General features: G+C 67.8%; 15 protein-coding genes. 6 read left to right on the plus strand and 9 right to left on the minus strand.

All coding sequences use genetic code 11. The annotated features are described in order from the left end of the window. Nucleotides 1-112 precede the first annotated feature (112 nt). From VFU06_11535 to VFU06_11545, 3 genes are all read right to left on the minus strand, one after another. Nucleotides 113-2257, minus strand: coding sequence for a heavy metal translocating P-type ATPase (locus tag VFU06_11535; GenBank protein ID HEU5210013.1), 2145 nt, complete (start codon nt 2255-2257; stop codon nt 113-115). 202 nt (nt 2258-2459) lie between these two features. Beyond that, the gene (locus VFU06_11540; protein HEU5210014.1) at nt 2460-3872 is read right to left on the minus strand and encodes a dicarboxylate/amino acid:cation symporter; all 1413 of its coding nucleotides are present in this window, start codon (nt 3870-3872) and stop codon (nt 2460-2462) included. Between the two features lie 202 nt (nt 3873-4074). Next, nucleotides 4075-4641: a hypothetical protein gene (locus VFU06_11545; protein ID HEU5210015.1), complete on the minus strand. Its 567-nt coding sequence runs from the start codon at nt 4639-4641 to the stop codon at nt 4075-4077. A gap of 92 nt (nt 4642-4733) precedes the next feature. Here VFU06_11545 and VFU06_11550 point away from each other — a divergent pair, with 92 nt between their 5' ends. Continuing rightward, complete coding sequence (locus VFU06_11550; protein HEU5210016.1) at nt 4734-5579, plus strand: hypothetical protein; 846 nt, start codon at nt 4734-4736, stop codon at nt 5577-5579. 97 nt (nt 5580-5676) lie between these two features. On the opposite strand, the gene VFU06_11555 is transcribed toward VFU06_11550, so the two are convergent. From VFU06_11555 to VFU06_11580, 6 genes are all read right to left on the minus strand, one after another. Beyond that, on the minus strand, nt 5677-6078 hold the full coding sequence (locus VFU06_11555) for a cupin domain-containing protein (protein ID HEU5210017.1): 402 nt from the start codon (nt 6076-6078) through the stop codon (nt 5677-5679). Between the two features lies 1 nt (nt 6079). Next, nucleotides 6080-7669: a PLP-dependent aminotransferase family protein gene (locus tag VFU06_11560; protein HEU5210018.1), complete on the minus strand. Its 1590-nt coding sequence runs from the start codon at nt 7667-7669 to the stop codon at nt 6080-6082. A 22-nt stretch (nt 7670-7691) separates the two neighbouring features. Continuing rightward, entirely contained in the window at nt 7692-8156 is a 465-nt protein-coding gene (locus VFU06_11565) for a rhodanese-like domain-containing protein (GenBank protein ID HEU5210019.1), read from the minus strand. Nucleotides 8157-8389: 233 nt separating this feature from the next. Next, nucleotides 8390-9364, minus strand: coding sequence for a TIGR03885 family FMN-dependent LLM class oxidoreductase (locus VFU06_11570; GenBank protein ID HEU5210020.1), 975 nt, complete (start codon nt 9362-9364; stop codon nt 8390-8392). A 9-nt stretch (nt 9365-9373) separates the two neighbouring features. Continuing rightward, nucleotides 9374-11041: an alpha-amylase family protein gene (locus VFU06_11575; protein HEU5210021.1), complete on the minus strand. Its 1668-nt coding sequence runs from the start codon at nt 11039-11041 to the stop codon at nt 9374-9376. 125 nt (nt 11042-11166) lie between these two features. Continuing rightward, a complete protein-coding gene (locus VFU06_11580; protein ID HEU5210022.1) occupies nt 11167-11565 on the minus strand; it encodes a helix-turn-helix domain-containing protein in 399 nt (132 codons plus the stop codon). Nucleotides 11566-11683: 118 nt separating this feature from the next. On the opposite strand from VFU06_11580, the gene VFU06_11585 reads away from it, so the two are divergent. From VFU06_11585 to VFU06_11605, 5 genes are all read left to right on the plus strand, one after another. Next, a complete protein-coding gene (locus VFU06_11585; GenBank protein ID HEU5210023.1) occupies nt 11684-12199 on the plus strand; it encodes a nuclear transport factor 2 family protein in 516 nt (171 codons plus the stop codon). A gap of 213 nt (nt 12200-12412) precedes the next feature. Continuing rightward, nucleotides 12413-13417, plus strand: coding sequence for a transglycosylase SLT domain-containing protein (locus VFU06_11590; protein HEU5210024.1), 1005 nt, complete (start codon nt 12413-12415; stop codon nt 13415-13417). A 94-nt stretch (nt 13418-13511) separates the two neighbouring features. After that, complete coding sequence (locus VFU06_11595; protein ID HEU5210025.1) at nt 13512-14075, plus strand: type 1 glutamine amidotransferase domain-containing protein; 564 nt, start codon at nt 13512-13514, stop codon at nt 14073-14075. Between the two features lie 48 nt (nt 14076-14123). Next, a complete protein-coding gene (locus VFU06_11600) occupies nt 14124-14567 on the plus strand; it encodes a YiiD C-terminal domain-containing protein (GenBank protein ID HEU5210026.1) in 444 nt (147 codons plus the stop codon). A 211-nt stretch (nt 14568-14778) separates the two neighbouring features. Continuing rightward, nucleotides 14779-15285 carry a CHRD domain-containing protein gene (locus VFU06_11605; protein ID HEU5210027.1) on the plus strand — a complete coding sequence of 169 codons (507 nt, stop codon included), beginning with the start codon at nt 14779-14781 and terminating at the stop codon, nt 15283-15285. Nucleotides 15286-15477 lie beyond the last annotated feature (192 nt).

The raw sequence follows: 15477 nt of genomic DNA on the forward strand, positions 1-15477 counted from the left end.
CTACTGCGACCATGAGGTAAACGGAATCCCCACAACGGTCAGCCGCTGTGGGGATTCGTGCATCTGCACACCGGCTCATCGACGCTGGCTGTCGCGCAGTCGCGCCGCGCGCTCACAGGCGCAGCGCACGCATCCCGTTGATGATCACGAGCAGGCTCGCGCCCATGTCGGCGACGACGGCCATCCAGAGGGTGGCGACACCCGCCACGGCGAGCACGACGAACGCGGCCTTGGTGAGCAGGGCGAACGCGATGTTCGCGCGGATGATGCGTTCGGCCTTGCGCGCCAGGCCCACCGCTTCGGGCAGCTTCAACAGATCATCGGCCATGAGCGCGATGTCGGCGGTCTCGAGCGCGACGTCGGTGCCGGCCGAGCCCATCGCGACACCGACGTCGGCGGCGGCGAGCGCAGGAGCGTCGTTGACGCCGTCGCCGACCATGAGCACGCGTGCGCCGCGCGCCCGCAGGTCGCGCACGGCAGCGACCTTGTCACCCGGGAGCAGGCCTGCGTGCACCTCGTCGATGCCGGGCGAGCCGAGCTCGCGTGCGACGGCGCGGGCGCTTGCCTCACTGTCGCCGGTGAGCATCACGACGCGCTCGATGCCGGCCGCGTGCAGCGCACGGAGCGCTGCGTCAGCCTGCGGCCGCGGCGTGTCGGCAAGCGCGAGTGCCCCCCGCAGCACCGGGCGTTCTGAACCTCCGGACGTGCTGCCGACGAGAATGGCAGTGCGGCCGTCGGCGTGAAAGCGTGCGACCACATCCCGCGCCTGGTCGTTCATGGCGCCGAGCTCATCGAACATGCGCTCACTGCCGACGTGGATGCGGGTTCCGTTCACGCGCGCCACGATCCCGCGACCCGGGATGGCAGTCGTGTCCACGGCAGGGTCCGAGCGGACTGTTTCCTCCTCCGCTCGCCGGAGCACCGCACGCGCCAGGGGGTGCTCGCTGCGCCCTTCGGCAGCGGCAGCAAGCGCGAGCACGTCGCGAGGCGATGAGCCGTCGAGCGCGACGACGTCGACGACCTCCGGCTCGCCCCGGGTCAGCGTGCCAGTCTTGTCGAGTGCCACCACGGTCGCGCGACCGGCGTTCTCGAGGTGGAGCCCACCCTTGATCAGGATGCCACGGCGCGCGGCGCCCGTGAGCGCACTCACGACGGTGACCGGTGTCGAGATGACGAGCGCGCACGGGCATGCCACGACGAGCAGCACGAGCGCGCGGTAGAACCATTCACCCCAGCTGCCGGATCCGAGCAGCGGCGGCAACAGGAACACGGCGGCGGCGATCGCAATCACGATCGGCGTGTAGATGCGTGCGAATCGATCGACGAATGTCTGGCTGGGCGCACGGGTTGCCTGCGCCTCTTCGACCGAGTGGATGATCCGGGCCAGGGTGGTGTCGGACGCGGCGCGACTGGAGCGGACCTCGAGCGCGCCGTCACCGTTCAGTGTTCCGGCGAACACGTCCGCCCCTGGCTCTTTGTCGACGGGCAGCGATTCACCGGTGATCGGCGCCTGGTCAACCGAAGACACGCCGGCGATCACGGTACCGTCAACGGCAATCTTTTCACCGGGCCGCACGACCACGATCTCGCCGACCTCCACGCGGTCGGCGGCAACCCGCACCTCGCGCCCACCGCGCAGCACCGTCGCTTCGGCAGGGGAAAGGTCCATGAGGGCGCGGACCGCATGGCGCGCGCGATCCATCGAATGCGATTCCAGGAGCTGCGCCACCGCGAACAGGAAGAGTGCGGACGCGGCTTCCTCGTACTCGCCGATGACGAGTGCCCCCAGTGCAGCAAGCGACATGAGGACGTTCATGTCCAGCGCACGGTTCATGGCTGCACGTACGGCGCGCGGCACGATGAACCAACCACCCGCGACCATGGCCCCGACGGCGAGGGCGGCAGCCAGCGGCTCGATGCGCAGCACATGGCCGGCGATGAGCGCCATCGCCCACAGCAGACCGGACACTGCTGCCAGGGTCAGGCGGCCATGCCGCTCGAACCAGCTTCGCTGCACGACGTCGTTCTTCACGGAATAGCCGGCACGGGTAACGGCGCTCACGAGATCACTGCGTCGCAGCGCGCCATCCACGTAGTCGACGTCGACGCGACCACCGACCACGTCGACGCGCACGCCCTCAACGCCGGCGACCTGCCGGAGCGCCTTTTCCACGGTCTGCGCGCAGCTCGAGCAATCCATGCCGCCCACCTCGAGGGTGCACTGGGCTGGTTGCTGGCGGCTCGTGGCTGTGCTCATCGTGTTCGGACGGGCTGCAGGTGTCTGGTCGCATGGACCGGTGCGCACGGCATGCCGCGTGTGGGGGCTTCAGCCATGCGCACCGGGTCGGCACTGCCGGATAGTATCTCCTCTTCTTCGTTACCGCTGTGGGCGGCTTTGGTTCGCATGCTGCCCTTCGAGGCAGCCGCCGGCAGTCGAGCGGGATCTCACGATGCTTGCCTCAGCCCAGCTGCCTTTCCACCTCCTGCCCGTCCAGCACGACTCCGCCCATGGCCTCGATCGCGGCCTCGGTGGAGAAATCCGGCGCTGTTGCCGGCACCAGGTCATAGCCTTCACTGCGGGCGACCACGGCGGACGCGAGCAGGTCGCCGGTCACATTGGGGACGGTGCGCGCCATGTCGAGGATCCGGTCGACACCGAGGATGAGGGCAATGCCTTCTCCCGGGATGCCGACCATGATGAGCACCATGACCAGCAGCGGAATCGAGCCACCGGGGACGCCGGCGGCGCCGATGGCCGTGATGATCGACATGATGACGACGATAAGCTGCGCGCCGATTGACAGGTCGATGCCGAACACCTGGGCCAGGAACAGCACCGTCATGCCCTCGAACAGTGCGGTGCCGTTCATGTTCATCGTCGCGCCGAGCGGAATCACGAACCCGGCAATCTCGCGCGGCACGCCGAACTCCTCCTCGGCGGTGCGGAGCGTCGTCGGCATGGTGGCATTGGAGCTGGACGTCGAGAACGCCGTGATCATCATGAAGCGCGCGCGGCTGTACAGCGTGCGCGGATGGATGCCGGCGAAAACGTGGCCAACAAGCGCGAGTGTGCCGAACTGATGGATCAGCAGTCCGAACAGGACCATCGCCACATAGAGCGCGAGCGAGCGTAACACGTCCAGGCCGAACTGCGCGGTGACTGAGAAGATGAGGCCCGCGACGCCGTACGGTGCGAGCCTCATGGCGAACCCGATGATCTCGATGATCGCCTGGGCGACACCTTCCAGCCAGCGGATCACCGGGCCCGACAGATCGGGGGGGATGCGCGTCAGCGCGATGCCGAACATCAGGGTGAAGAAGATCACGCCGAGCATGTCACCGGACACTGCCGCGGAGAGCGGGTTACGCGGCACGATGTTCACGAAGGTCTGGATCCCGAAGCTCGTGTTCTCGGAAGCAGTGACGCGGTCGGCGGCCTGCATCGAGTACTCCGCGAGCAGCGCGGACCGGACCGCCGGGTCGATGCTTTCGCCGGGAGCGACGAGGTTCGCCAGTGTCAGGCCGAGCACGACCGCGCAGAAGGTGGTCGCCAGGAAGAACGCGATCGTCTTGCCTCCTACGCGGCCGAGACTGCTCAGGTCGCCAAGGCCGGCCACGCCCACAGCGAGCGTCGTGAACACCAGCGGGATCACGACCATGAACAGCATGCCGAGAAAGACCTGCCCGACCGGCTGAGCGACGTAGGTGATGACCAGCTCGACCCACCTCGCATCTGCCGCCAGGAGGTTGGTCGCAATACCGGCGACCGCGCCGAGCGCCAGTCCGAGCAGGATCTTCGTGTGCAGTGGAATGCGTGGACCTCTGCCGCGCGTTCTCCCGTCTTCCGGTGAACCGTGCTGCGTGCCGTGCATGGACCGCCTCCGTATGCGTACTCTCGTGTGAGCCGGCAGCGCCGCGGCCGGACGGACGCGGCGAAAAGCTGCGGAGCCCGACCTGCGGGGCTCCTCCCGTGGGGCATCGCCTTCCTGTCCGGACCGCGATCATCGGCGGTCTTCCCGGTCAGGGTGTGAGCCGGCTGGTGCCCGGACTCACGGGCGAACGGTCAGTGGCGGATCAGCGGATGGCTGGCGGCGAGCGGGGCGCGCACGCGGGGCTGCCCAGGCTGGCAGCGCGGATCGATTGCAGAACGGCACGATGCTCGAGCGTCGCTGCCCTGCCGCTCGCAAACAGGGCAGCGGTCGTTTCGCGAGAGGTGTCGGGAATGCCGGCGGTGAAGCGGAACGAAACGTCGTTCGGCTGGCGCGTCGATTCGTTGAACAGCCGGAGCGGCTGCCCGGCCGAGACGAGCGGGTGAGATAGGACGTCAATGGATGAGGCGGTGCAGTACTCCGGGGCGCACGCAGCGACCGGCCGGAATGACGCGGCCGCCTGCCCCGGCTGGATCAGCGCGAGCAGGTAGACGAAGAAAAGAAGGGCGGACCTGCATCTTTCTGATGACATTCGGCGATTGCGCCTCCTCCACCGAATATGCTGCAAGCAGCAGCAGAATTCCACGTCGCCGGGGGAATGCGCACCGGTGGCGCTGGTCCGTTCCTGAAAGAGTGGCGCGACGCCCCTCGCCGTGCCCATATTCGCCGCGCCCAGGGACCAGGTGCCCGGCCGGGCGACCCAGAATTTCACAACACGACTACTCCATGACGGAGCTTTCACGGTGCGCGCCGCACGCGCCGCCGACCGGCGGTCTGCCGTTCGCACGTTATTCAGGAAGCGGTATGCAGCGAGTCAAGCTGATGTTGCTGACTGCGGTGTTGCTGACAGTGGCAGCGGCGCCTGCACTGGCGCAGACACAGGCGTTCGAGATGTGCGTCCTCGATGAAAAGGGCACGCTGCTTACAGCGGAGGCCACGTACAACGAGGAGACGGGCGAGACGCTCGTGCGTGGGCGATCCATCGACGCGGTGTATCCCTCGGGCTCACCGCCGTACGCGGCAGGAAAGGCGTGGTACATCAATGGCGAGCCGCTGCAGTTCACGGAAGGCAGGTACATCAAGTTCGGCCTGCCGCGCCTGCTGGGTGTGCACGCGGTGACGCGGGTAGCCGTGTATGACGGGGTCCCGCTCTTCATCGAAACAGCGGATGCTGCCGGGGACGTGCCGGCAGTCGTGTATGCGCCGGTCCGCATGGGCTGCGAGTTCCAGCCGTACAGGCGGAGCGATCTCCTCGAGCGGCGCATCCGGCCTGGTGCATTCGTGGTCGGGGAGGCTCCTGAGGCGAACATCACCATTCAGGAGATCGTGCTCACGCCTGACGTCACCGAGATCCGCCTCCGGATCTGGCCCCTGGCGAGCTATGCGGGAGTGCTGCACGCACCCGGCACCCCCAACGCCTTCGTCGTAACGGATTCGAGTGACGAGCCGAGGCTGCTGGTCAGTCAGGAAGGTTGGCCGGTCGCGCTGGGGGAGAGCTACGAGATGGAGGCAGGCGAGGTGCTCGAATTCGTGCTGCGCTTCGAGCCGTTCGAGAACTGGGCTGACGTCGAGGAGCTGTACCTCTGGGAAGGCAAGTGCGAAACCGGCTGCTGGCACTTCAGCGAGATCGATCTGGTCCCGCTCTACTGACAGCGCCGGTGCGTGGTCGGGTCCGGATGCCCAGCCCGACCACTGCACTGCACCGGAGGGCAACGCCGTCGACGTGCGCGGCGGCGTTCGACAACCTTCACCCCGGCTCCACCCACCCGCGCTTCTGCTCGTCGATCGAGCGGGTGATCGGGGCGACGGTATCGCCCGTGTGCGTCGTCGCAACCGGCTCGAACAGCGCAAGCCAGCACTCCTCCCGGGCGAGCGGCCTGTGGCGGACGCCCTTCGGCACGACGAACATGTCGCCTGCGTTCAGCGTCACCTGCTCCTGACCGTCGATCTCGATCAGCAGCGTGCCCCGGAGCACGAGGAACATCTCGTCCTCGTGCTCGTGGGCGTGCCATACGAAGTCGCCGTGTGCACGTGCGACCTTGACATAATGGTCGTTGACCCTGCCAACGATGCGCGGCGAAAATATCTCGTCCAGGGCACCGGCGGCGTCGGCGAGGTTGACGGCGCGGGACGTCGTATGCGTCTGCATTTCATCGCTCCTGTGACATGGCTGCCGTCTCCAGCAGCCGCGCGAGCCGGGCTGCGCCACTGTGGATTCGATCAGTGGCCGTCCCCGCGAAGTTGATCAGGAACCCGGGTTTCGCCGTTGGACCCGCGTAGTAGCGGGACAGCGCGGGCAGATCGAGACACTCGTCGCGGGCCGCAGCCGAAAGTGCGAGGTCGTCCTGGCGCGCGCGCAGCTGTGCGGTGACGTGCATGCCGGCTTCCGCCGGCCCCAGTTCCACGTGCTGTGTCAGCTGCTGCGCCGCCGCGTCCAGGAGTGCGTCACGGCGCTCGCGATAGATGTCGCGCGTGCGGCGGAGGTGGCTGGCGAACTGGCCGCTGTCGATGAACTCCGCAACGGCGGCCTGCAGGAATGTCGGCGGAGTTCCGCCCGTGATGTCCTGCCCGCTGGCAATCAGCTCCGTCAACCCCGGCGGCAGCACCAGGTACGCCAGTCGCAGCGACGGGTAGAGCACCTTGTTGAAGGTGCCGGCATAGATGACGCGACCGTGCGTGTCGAGTCCCTGGATCGACGCGAGCGGCCTGCCGACGTAGCGGAACTCGCTGTCGTAGTCATCCTCCAGGATCCACGCATCGTTGCGTGCCGCCCAGTCGACGAGCGCCATCCGGCGCGCGAGCGTGAGCGTCACGCCCAGCGGGTACTGGTGTGATGGCGTGACGTACGCCATGCGCGCATCCGGCGCCAGCGCTTCGCCCGCGCGAATGTCGATGCCATCCCCATCCACCGGAACAGGCACCAGCTTCGCGCCCGAAAACATGAACGCCGTGCGCGCACCGGGATAGCCGGGTTCCTCCAGCCACACCGCGTCCCCCGGATCGAGCAGCATGCGACTCGCGAGCGCGATCCCCTGCTGGACACTGCCCACCACGAGCACCTGCCGCCAGTCGCAACGCACACCGCGGGAGGCAACGACATACGTCGCGATCGCCTCGCGCAGCGGACGGTAACCGGCACGCTCCGGCGGCAGCATCTCCGTGCGTGACCACAGCCGGCTGCGCCTCGCGAGGATCTGCTTCCACCCGTTCAACGGCAGCACCTGCGCATCCGGTACGCACGGCGCAAATGCAAAACCGGTTCGCGACGTGATCAGGTGATTCGAGTCGAGCGTCTGCCGTCCTCGTCCCGACAGCGCGCTCGCATCATGCGACGCTTCCGCGGCCGGTGACGTGCGCGCATGCGCGCGAAAGCGCTGCGGCGAACGCGGGTTCGCGGGAAGATCGGGCGCGACGATCGAGCCGGCTCCGACTCGCCGCTGCACGAAACCCTCCGCACGCAGCTGCTCCAGCGCCGATTCCACCGTGTTGCGCGAAACGCGCAGGTCCTCGGCAAGCGTCCGACTCGCGGGGAGCCGCTGGCCCGGAGAAAGTGCGCCGCTCACGATCGCGTCGCGCACGTGCTGATACAGACGCACGTACAAAGGCGCGTCCGCCGTTTCGTGGATGCCTTCCAGGATCTGCAGCACGGGAGCCGCACCCCGCCTCGGCGACGTCGCATCGTCGCCGTTGCCCTGCGCAACCGTCGCACGAGGTCGTCGCTGCTGCTGTACGCTTTGCACTGCTACCTGCCTTGCTGTCGATTCAACCGACCAGCGGCGCGGCGTCGCCCAGCGCGCCTTCCACCGGATGACCCTCGCGCCGCCAGTACTCGATCCCGCCGATCATCTCCTTCACCCGGTAGCCGAGCGCGCTCAGGCGCAGCGCAGCCTTGCTGGCACCATTGCAGCCCGGACCCCAGCAGTAGACCACCATCACATCCTCGGGCGAGAGACCCGCCGCACGCGTCGTGGCGGCATCGATGCTCCGGGCCGGAAGGCTCAAGGCACCCGGGATGTGGCACTGCTCGTAATGCGCGGCGCTGCGCACGTCCAGGAGCCGGAACCCGCGCGCGCCGCGCTCCAGGTCGGCATGCACGTCGGCAGCATCGGTTTCCACGGACAGCTTCGCGGCGAAATGCCGCTGCGCCGTCACCGGCTCCGCCGCCCCCGTCTCCAGCACGAACGAGAACGCGGCCGCGCGTCCCTGTTCCTGAACCCCTGCTCCCATGTCGCCCTCCGCCCTGTTCGAGAATGCGTGAACCACCTCAAGCTCGGCGGGAATTGGTCGCGATGGTAGAGCCAATCCGGCGTCGTTACAGGGTCCAATCGTCCGCGGCCTGGGAATGTGGCGCGGGTGGGGCGAATCACATCCCTGTGACGAAGGAGGGGTGGCGGGAGTGACACTGCGGGGGGAGCCCGGCCGCCCCGGACGTCGAGAACATCCGGCGGCTGGTGCCTGATTCAGGCGAATGCCGGCAGCACGTGCTCGCCGAAGTCGTCGATGAAGCGTTGCTGGTCGCGGCTGACGCTGTGGAGGTAGATCCGTTCGAACCCGAGGGCGACGTCGTCGTGCAGCCATTCGATGTGTTGACCGATGTCGCCGGCGATCCGCACGCGACCCTCGAGATCTTCGCGGCGGATGAAGCGACCGATCTCCTCGAACTCGGCCGGATTGCGGAGGTTCGCGAGCACTCCGCTGCCGGCCATCAGCGAGCCCCACTGGTGAAGCGCATCGTTCCAGGCTTCCTCTTCGGAATCGGCGTAGCTCATCTGGACCTGGAGGAACATCGGCTTGCCGTCACCGCCGCCTCGGCGGAACGCGTCGATGATGCGCCGGAGCGCGTCGCGGGGCTGTCCGGTCGTGACGAGGGCGTCGGCCCAGCCGCCCAGCCATTCGGCGGTTGCGGGCGTCAGTGCAGCACCGACGAGCAGCGGCGGTTCGGGCGGGAGCGTGTAGAGTTTGGCGTCCTCCACGGCAACGAGGCCGTCATGCGTGACCGTTTCCCCGGCCCAGAGTGCGCGCATCACGTCCGCGCACTCGCGCAGCCGGTGGTTCCGCTCCTCCTTGGCGGGCCAGCGATCGCCCGTGATGTGCTCGTTCAGCCATTCCCCCGATCCGATTGCAACCCAGAACCGCCCGGGATACATGGACGCGAGCGTTGCCGCGGCCTGTGCGATGATGGCGGGGTGGTAGCGGTAGCCCGGGGCGTTCACGACCCCGAATGACAGGCTCGTAGACTGCAGCGCCGCACCGAGCCAGGACCATGCGAAGCCGGATTCACCCTGCTGTGATGTCCAGGGGTGGAAGTGATCGGAGCACATGGCCGCGTGGAACCCGGCGCGCTCGGCGTGCTGCACGTGTCGCAGCAATTCACCGGGCGGATACTGTTCGTGGGAGGCGTGGTAGCCGATCAGCGGCTTGCGGGATCTCGTCATGGCAGCGCCTCACTCGATCTTCTGCGGCCTGCTTGCGTTGAGGGCGTAGTTGAGGTTCCCCACGCGGAACCAGCGGTAGCCGTACGGGTCGAGCACGATCTCGTGGGTGCCGGACTTTCCGGCACGTGATTCCTCCTCGATGCGCAGCTCGACCAGTCGGTCGCTGTCCGCGGCGCGGGGACGCACGCGTGCACTGACTGCGCGCTCGGAGAAGTTGTGCAGGATCACGAGCGAGTTGCCGCGCCAGTCGTACTGCATGGCGAGCACGTGCGGGGAGCCGCTCCCGAGGATCCGCCATTCGCCCCAGCCGATCTCCGGGCACTCCTTGCGCAGCCGGATCATCGACGCATTCCAGTTGAGCAACGAGCCCGGATCGCGCTGCTGGCTTTCCACGTTCAGCCGCTCGTATCCGTACACGCCGCCACTGACGACGGGATTGACCGGCCTGTCGGCGAGTGTGAAGCCGCCGTGGCGCTCGGAGGACCACTGCATGGGTGTTCGTACGGCCTCGCGCTCGGGGAGTGACAGGTCGTCGCCCATGCCGATCTCGTCACCGTACCGGAATGTCGGTGTGCCGGGCAGGGAGAACATGAGGCTGTGCGCGAGCTCGTAGTGCTGGCGGTCGCCGAGCATCGGTGCGAGACGACGTCGCACGCCGCGGTTGTATAGCCACATGCCGTCATCCGGTGCGAACCGCTGCGCCACGATCGCACGCCCCTTCGCATCCAGCCGTCCGAGATCCAGCTCGTCGTGCGTGCGCAGAAAGATGCCCCACTGGCACCCGTTCGGTACGCCGCGCGTCGCGCGCAGCGCATCGGCGAGCGGGGCAGCGCGCTCTGTGGCGAGGCTGAGAAACAGGTGCTGGTTGACCCAGAAGTTGAACAGCATCTGCATGCCTTCGCCGCGCGCGCCGAAGTACTGTTTCTCTTCGCCGGGCGGCACGTTGACTTCACCGAGCAGGAGGCCATTGCCGTTGCGCAGCTGGAGCAGCCGGCGCAGCTCGTAGAGGAAGTCGAACTCGCGATTCCAGGTCTTCCTGGTGACGTCGGGCACCTCGAGGATGAACGGAACCGCGTCGACCCGGAAGCCCGCCACGCCGTGCGACAGCCAGTAGCCCATCATGCGCCGGATCTCTTCGCGCACCTCGGGATTCTGCGTGTTCAGATCGGGCTGGAAATCGTAGAAACGGTGGTAGTAGTACGCCCGCGCCTTCTGGTCGTACGACCACGTGGACTCCTGGTGCCCGGGGAAGACCATGCCCTGGTCCCAGTACTTCGGCTTCTTCTTCGACCACACGTACCAGTCCCGGTAGCGCGACTCCGGATCACTGCGCGCCTGCCGGAACCAGGTATGCTGGTCGGATGTGTGATTGATGACCAGGTCGAGAATGACGCGCATGCCGCGCTTGTCAGCCTCGCGCATGAACTCGACGAAGTCCCCGCTCGAGCCGTAGCGCGGGTCGACGGCGTAGAAGTCGCTGATGTCGTAGCCGTCGTCCCGGTCCGGCGACTTCTGGAACGGGGCGAGCCAGAGCGTGTTGACGCCGAGCGCGTCGAGGTAGTCGAGTCGCCGGATCAGCCCCTCGAAGTCACCTACACCGTCGCCATTGGCGTCGAGAAACGTCTCGACGTCCAGGCTGTAGATGATCGCGTTGCGGTACCAGAGGTCTGCAATCATGCGGCGCGGAGCTGGCAGGATCCGCGCCGGTTCCGCACCGGACCAGGTCGGCTCTCACCGGTCTTGTGCCGGATCCTCACCGCCAGGTGCCGGGCCTCACGGATCATGTTCCGGTCAGCGCCGGATCAGGTGCCGGTCCGCGCCTGTGCGCCCGCCTGCGCTGCCCGGTACCGCGCACCCCAGTCGGCCAGCGCCTCCACGACCGGCGCGGTGCTCCTCCCGAGCTCCGTCAACCAGTACTCCACGCGCGGCGGCACCGTCGGGTACACGCGCCGGCCGATCAGGCCCGCTGCTTCGAGTGCACGCAGATGCTTCGCCAGCTCCTTGGGCGTGATTGTTCCAATCCGCCGCTGCAGCTCCGCATACCGCAGCGGCCTGCACCACGTCTTCAGCGCAACCAGGATCGGCACTGCCCAGCGAGACCCGATCACATCGAGTGTCGCGCGGGCGAGTGCAGGGCACAGCGCGGCGCACGGTTCGCCGTCTCGCGGAGCGCGCGGCACATCGTGCTCGTTCGTTCTCATGCTACCCTTCCGGAAAGCTGCTTTCCTGCCGGTGCGTTCTTGAGCGCATCGCGCGGCGTGTCGAGATTCGATCACGCCAGGCGACGTACCCGTTCCGTCTGCTCACAAGGACGACACAATGATCCCATCTGCAACACAGCGCGGCAGCACACGCGCGCTGAATACGCCGGCAACGATCGAAGCGATCGCCGATCTGCACGAGGTCGTCGATGCACTGTACCGCTTTGCAGCCGGCCAGGACGAGCGCGATCGCGAGCTGTTCGAATCGGCGTTCGCAGACGACGCCACCGTTGATTTCACCGGGCCTGCACGCCGGTTCGGTGTGGCGATCCCGGTATTCGTGGGACGTACGGCCATCGCGGATACGATCATGGGCACCACGGCGGGATTGCATACGACGCATACCGTCACGAATCCCCGCATCCGGATCGAGCACGATCGCGCATCCCTGTCCGCGCTGGTGGAGGCGCAGCACGTGTCACGAGACGATCACAGCCGCCACCTGCTCCTCAAGAACCGCTACTCCGTCGAGCTGGTGCGCGAGGGTAGTCGCTGGGCCATCACGCACATGGGGATCGAGAATGTCTGGTTCACGGGCGATCCGGGGGTGCTGTTCCCGGTAGTGGCGGCCTAGACAGCCACGGGAGGCGCTCTGTGGCGTGACGACGTGCTCGTGACGCCCGGCGGGGAGCGCGGCCCAGCCACCTGCTCCGCGGCGCCAGATCGAGGCCGTGGCCCGTTCTGTCCAATTCCGGCGGAACTCCCCGTCCCGGGCGGGGTTGGACAGAGCGTGCCCGGCCCGAATGGGCGTATCTGACTGTCACTGCATCACTTGGAAGGAGGCGCGATGAGGCGCTTTGCACTGAACCGACGGGATGGGGTTCTGCTCGCGACCGGCGCGGCGCTGGCCGTGGCGGGGTTCGGCGTGGCGATCCCGGAGCGGGAATCGGCCGGGCCGGCGGCCGAGCTGGCCGGGCTGGGCGAGGCTACGCCCCTGGCCGGCTCCGGAACGACGGAGGTGACCGCCGGCCTGGGCCCGGAGTGGGACCTGCCGAACCTGGACCATGCACGCGTGGACTACTGGATCGCGCGTTTCGACAGCGTGCCGGACATGCGCGAGAAGTTCCAGGGCTTCCTGGATCGGGGCGGTGAGTATGCGCCTATGATCCTTGCCGCGCTGGAGGAGCGCGACATGCCGCGCGACCTGCTGTACCTGGCGATGATCGAGTCCGGGTTCCAGCCGCACGCGACGTCGCATGCAGCGGCTGTGGGGCTGTGGCAGTTCATCCGCGAGACGGGTGAGCGGTACGGCCTGGACGTGGACCGTGCCGTGGACGAGCGACGCGACCCGGTGCGTGCGACGGAGGCGGCGCTGGACTACCTGGAGGAGCTGCACGACCGCTTCGACTCCTGGTACCTCGCGGCGGCCGCATACAACTCGGGTGAGAACCGGGTGAGCCGCGCGATGCGCGCGCAGTTCGGCCGTGAGCGCGCGCGGAGTGAGGCGGACTACTACGCCATCTGGGACCGGCTGCCGAAGGAGACGCGCGACTACGTTCCGCTGATGATCGCGGCCGGGCGCATCACCAAGGATGCGGAGACGTACGGGTTCCGGCCGATGACGCTGGAGTCCCGTTCGTGGGATGAAGTGACGGTGCCGCCCGCGACGCAGCTCAGCGCGATTGCGGCGACGTACGGCACGACGGTGCAGACGCTGAAGGAGCTGAATCCGCAGTTCAAGCTGGAGCGCACGCCGAACAACCGGCAGTACACCGTGCGGGTTCCCGAGGGCTCCGCCGCGCGGTTCGCGCAGGCGGGCGCAGCGAGCGGGACCACCTCCACGGCCGACTGATCCGCTGGTGCGGGCGGCGCCCTGCCGCCCGCACTCGCGCACACGCCTTGCACCTGTTCGCTGCGTATCGATTCACGCAGCAGCAGGAGGCAGCATGGCGAGAAATCTCAGCGGCAAACGCGTCGCAGTCCTGGTCGACAACGGCTTCGAGCAGGTTGAGCTCACATCACCGATCGAGGCGCTGCGCGACGCGGGCGCCGAGGCGGTCGTCGTTTCACCGCAGCAGGACAAAGTCAGAGCCTGGGACAGGAAGGACTGGGGCGAGACGTTCGACGTGGACATGCCGCTCGATCGTGCGCGCGCCGATGACTTCGACGCGCTCGTCCTGCCGGGCGGCGTGATGAATCCCGACCACCTCCGCACCAACGAGCGCGCCGTTCAGTTCACGCGCGCGTTCTTCGACGCCGGCAAGCCCGTTGCCTCCATCTGTCACGGGCCCTGGCTGCTCGCGGAGGCCAATGTCGTGCGCGGGCGTCGCCTGACGTCGTACCCGTCACTCCGCACGGATCTGCGCAATGCCGGCGCGGAGTGGGTGGACGAGTCCGTGGTGGTCGACTCCGGGCTGGTGACGAGCCGCAACCCGGACGACCTGCCGGACTTCAACCGGAAGATGGTGGAGGAGATCGCGGAGGGCGTGCACGCCGGCCAGTCCGCCTGACGCGACGAACGGTTGCATCCTTCAGTGCGAAGCGGTCCATTGCAGGGCATGGACGCGCACGCACTGCAGGAGTACCTGCACCGCAACATCCCGGTATCGCAGGCGATGGGCATCACGGTGCTTTCCGCATCGCCTGACATCATCGTCCTGCGAGCCGCGCTGGAACCGAATCTGAACCACCGGAGCACCGCGTTCGGCGGCAGTGTCGCGTCGCTCGCGGTGCTCGCGGGCTGGAGCGTGCTCCGGCTCGGTCTCGACTCGTTCACACCCACCCCGCAGATCGTCATCCAGCGCAGCAGCATGCAGTACACGCTGCCCATTGCGGCCGACTTCGACGCCGTGTGCCGGCGACCGGACGCAGCTGCATGGGAGCGGTTCATGCGCGCCTTCGAGCGCCGCGGCCGCGGGCGGCTGGAGGTCGACGTCGACGTGCGCGTCGACGGCGAATCGGCCGCGCACCTGCACGCTGGCTTTGTCGCGCTGCGCGGCTGACGCAGGTTGCACGATCACGATCCGAAGCGCCCCGATTCCCGCCCGCAGGACCCGAACACCCACCGCAGAACGGAACGTCCATCCCGAGGCGCCGCTTGCCGGCGCGGCGGGCAGGGGAGAACGTCCGGAGCGCCGGGGTGACGCGGCCCGCTTCCTTCGCATCGTTTCCCCCAACGGATGTGAGGTGCGTATGTGGAGAGCTGGAGCAGGGATGGGCCTCGCACTGGCGCTGCTCGCCGGCTGCGCGGAAGACAGCGCGCCACCCACGGGGCCGGAGCTGCAGCCACTCGCCGTCTTCGAACAGTCAGCAGCGCACTACGGCGCGCATGCGCGCGGCCGCGATGAGGTGCCGCCGAACGCATCGCGTGCGCAGGGGCAGCTGCTGCTGCGCCTGAGCGAGGATGGAACCGAGCTGCATTACAAACTGATCGTGGCGAACATCACCAACGTCACCCAGTCACACATCCATCTCGCGCCCGCGGGCGTGAACGGCCCCATCGTCGCGTGGCTGTACCCCTCCGCGCCGCCGGCTCAGCTCCTCCCCGGCCGCAGCGACGGAGTACTCGCGACCGGCACGATCACCGCCGCATCGCTGGTCGGTCCGCTCGCGGGCATGCCACTGGAGGCGCTGATCAGCGCCATCGAAGCGGGGACCACCTACGTGAACGTGCACACACAGCAGTTCCCGCCCGGCGAGATCCGCGGGCAGCTCCCGTAACAGGGCGCCAGCTAGCGGTTCTCCAGCGCGGCAGGATCCGGCACAGGGTCCTGCCGCGTGTTACGTTACACGCGCGCTGCCGTGGCGGGGTACGCGGCTTGCCGCACGCGTGCACGTGCGTGTCGGCGTGGCCGACACCGCACATCGCCCGCGAGAGAGGCGTTTACGTGCCGCCCGGCGCGGCGCGCATCG

The sequence above is a fragment of the Longimicrobiales bacterium genome (assembly GCA_035764935.1).
GTDB lineage: Bacteria > Gemmatimonadota > Gemmatimonadetes > Longimicrobiales > RSA9 > DASTYK01.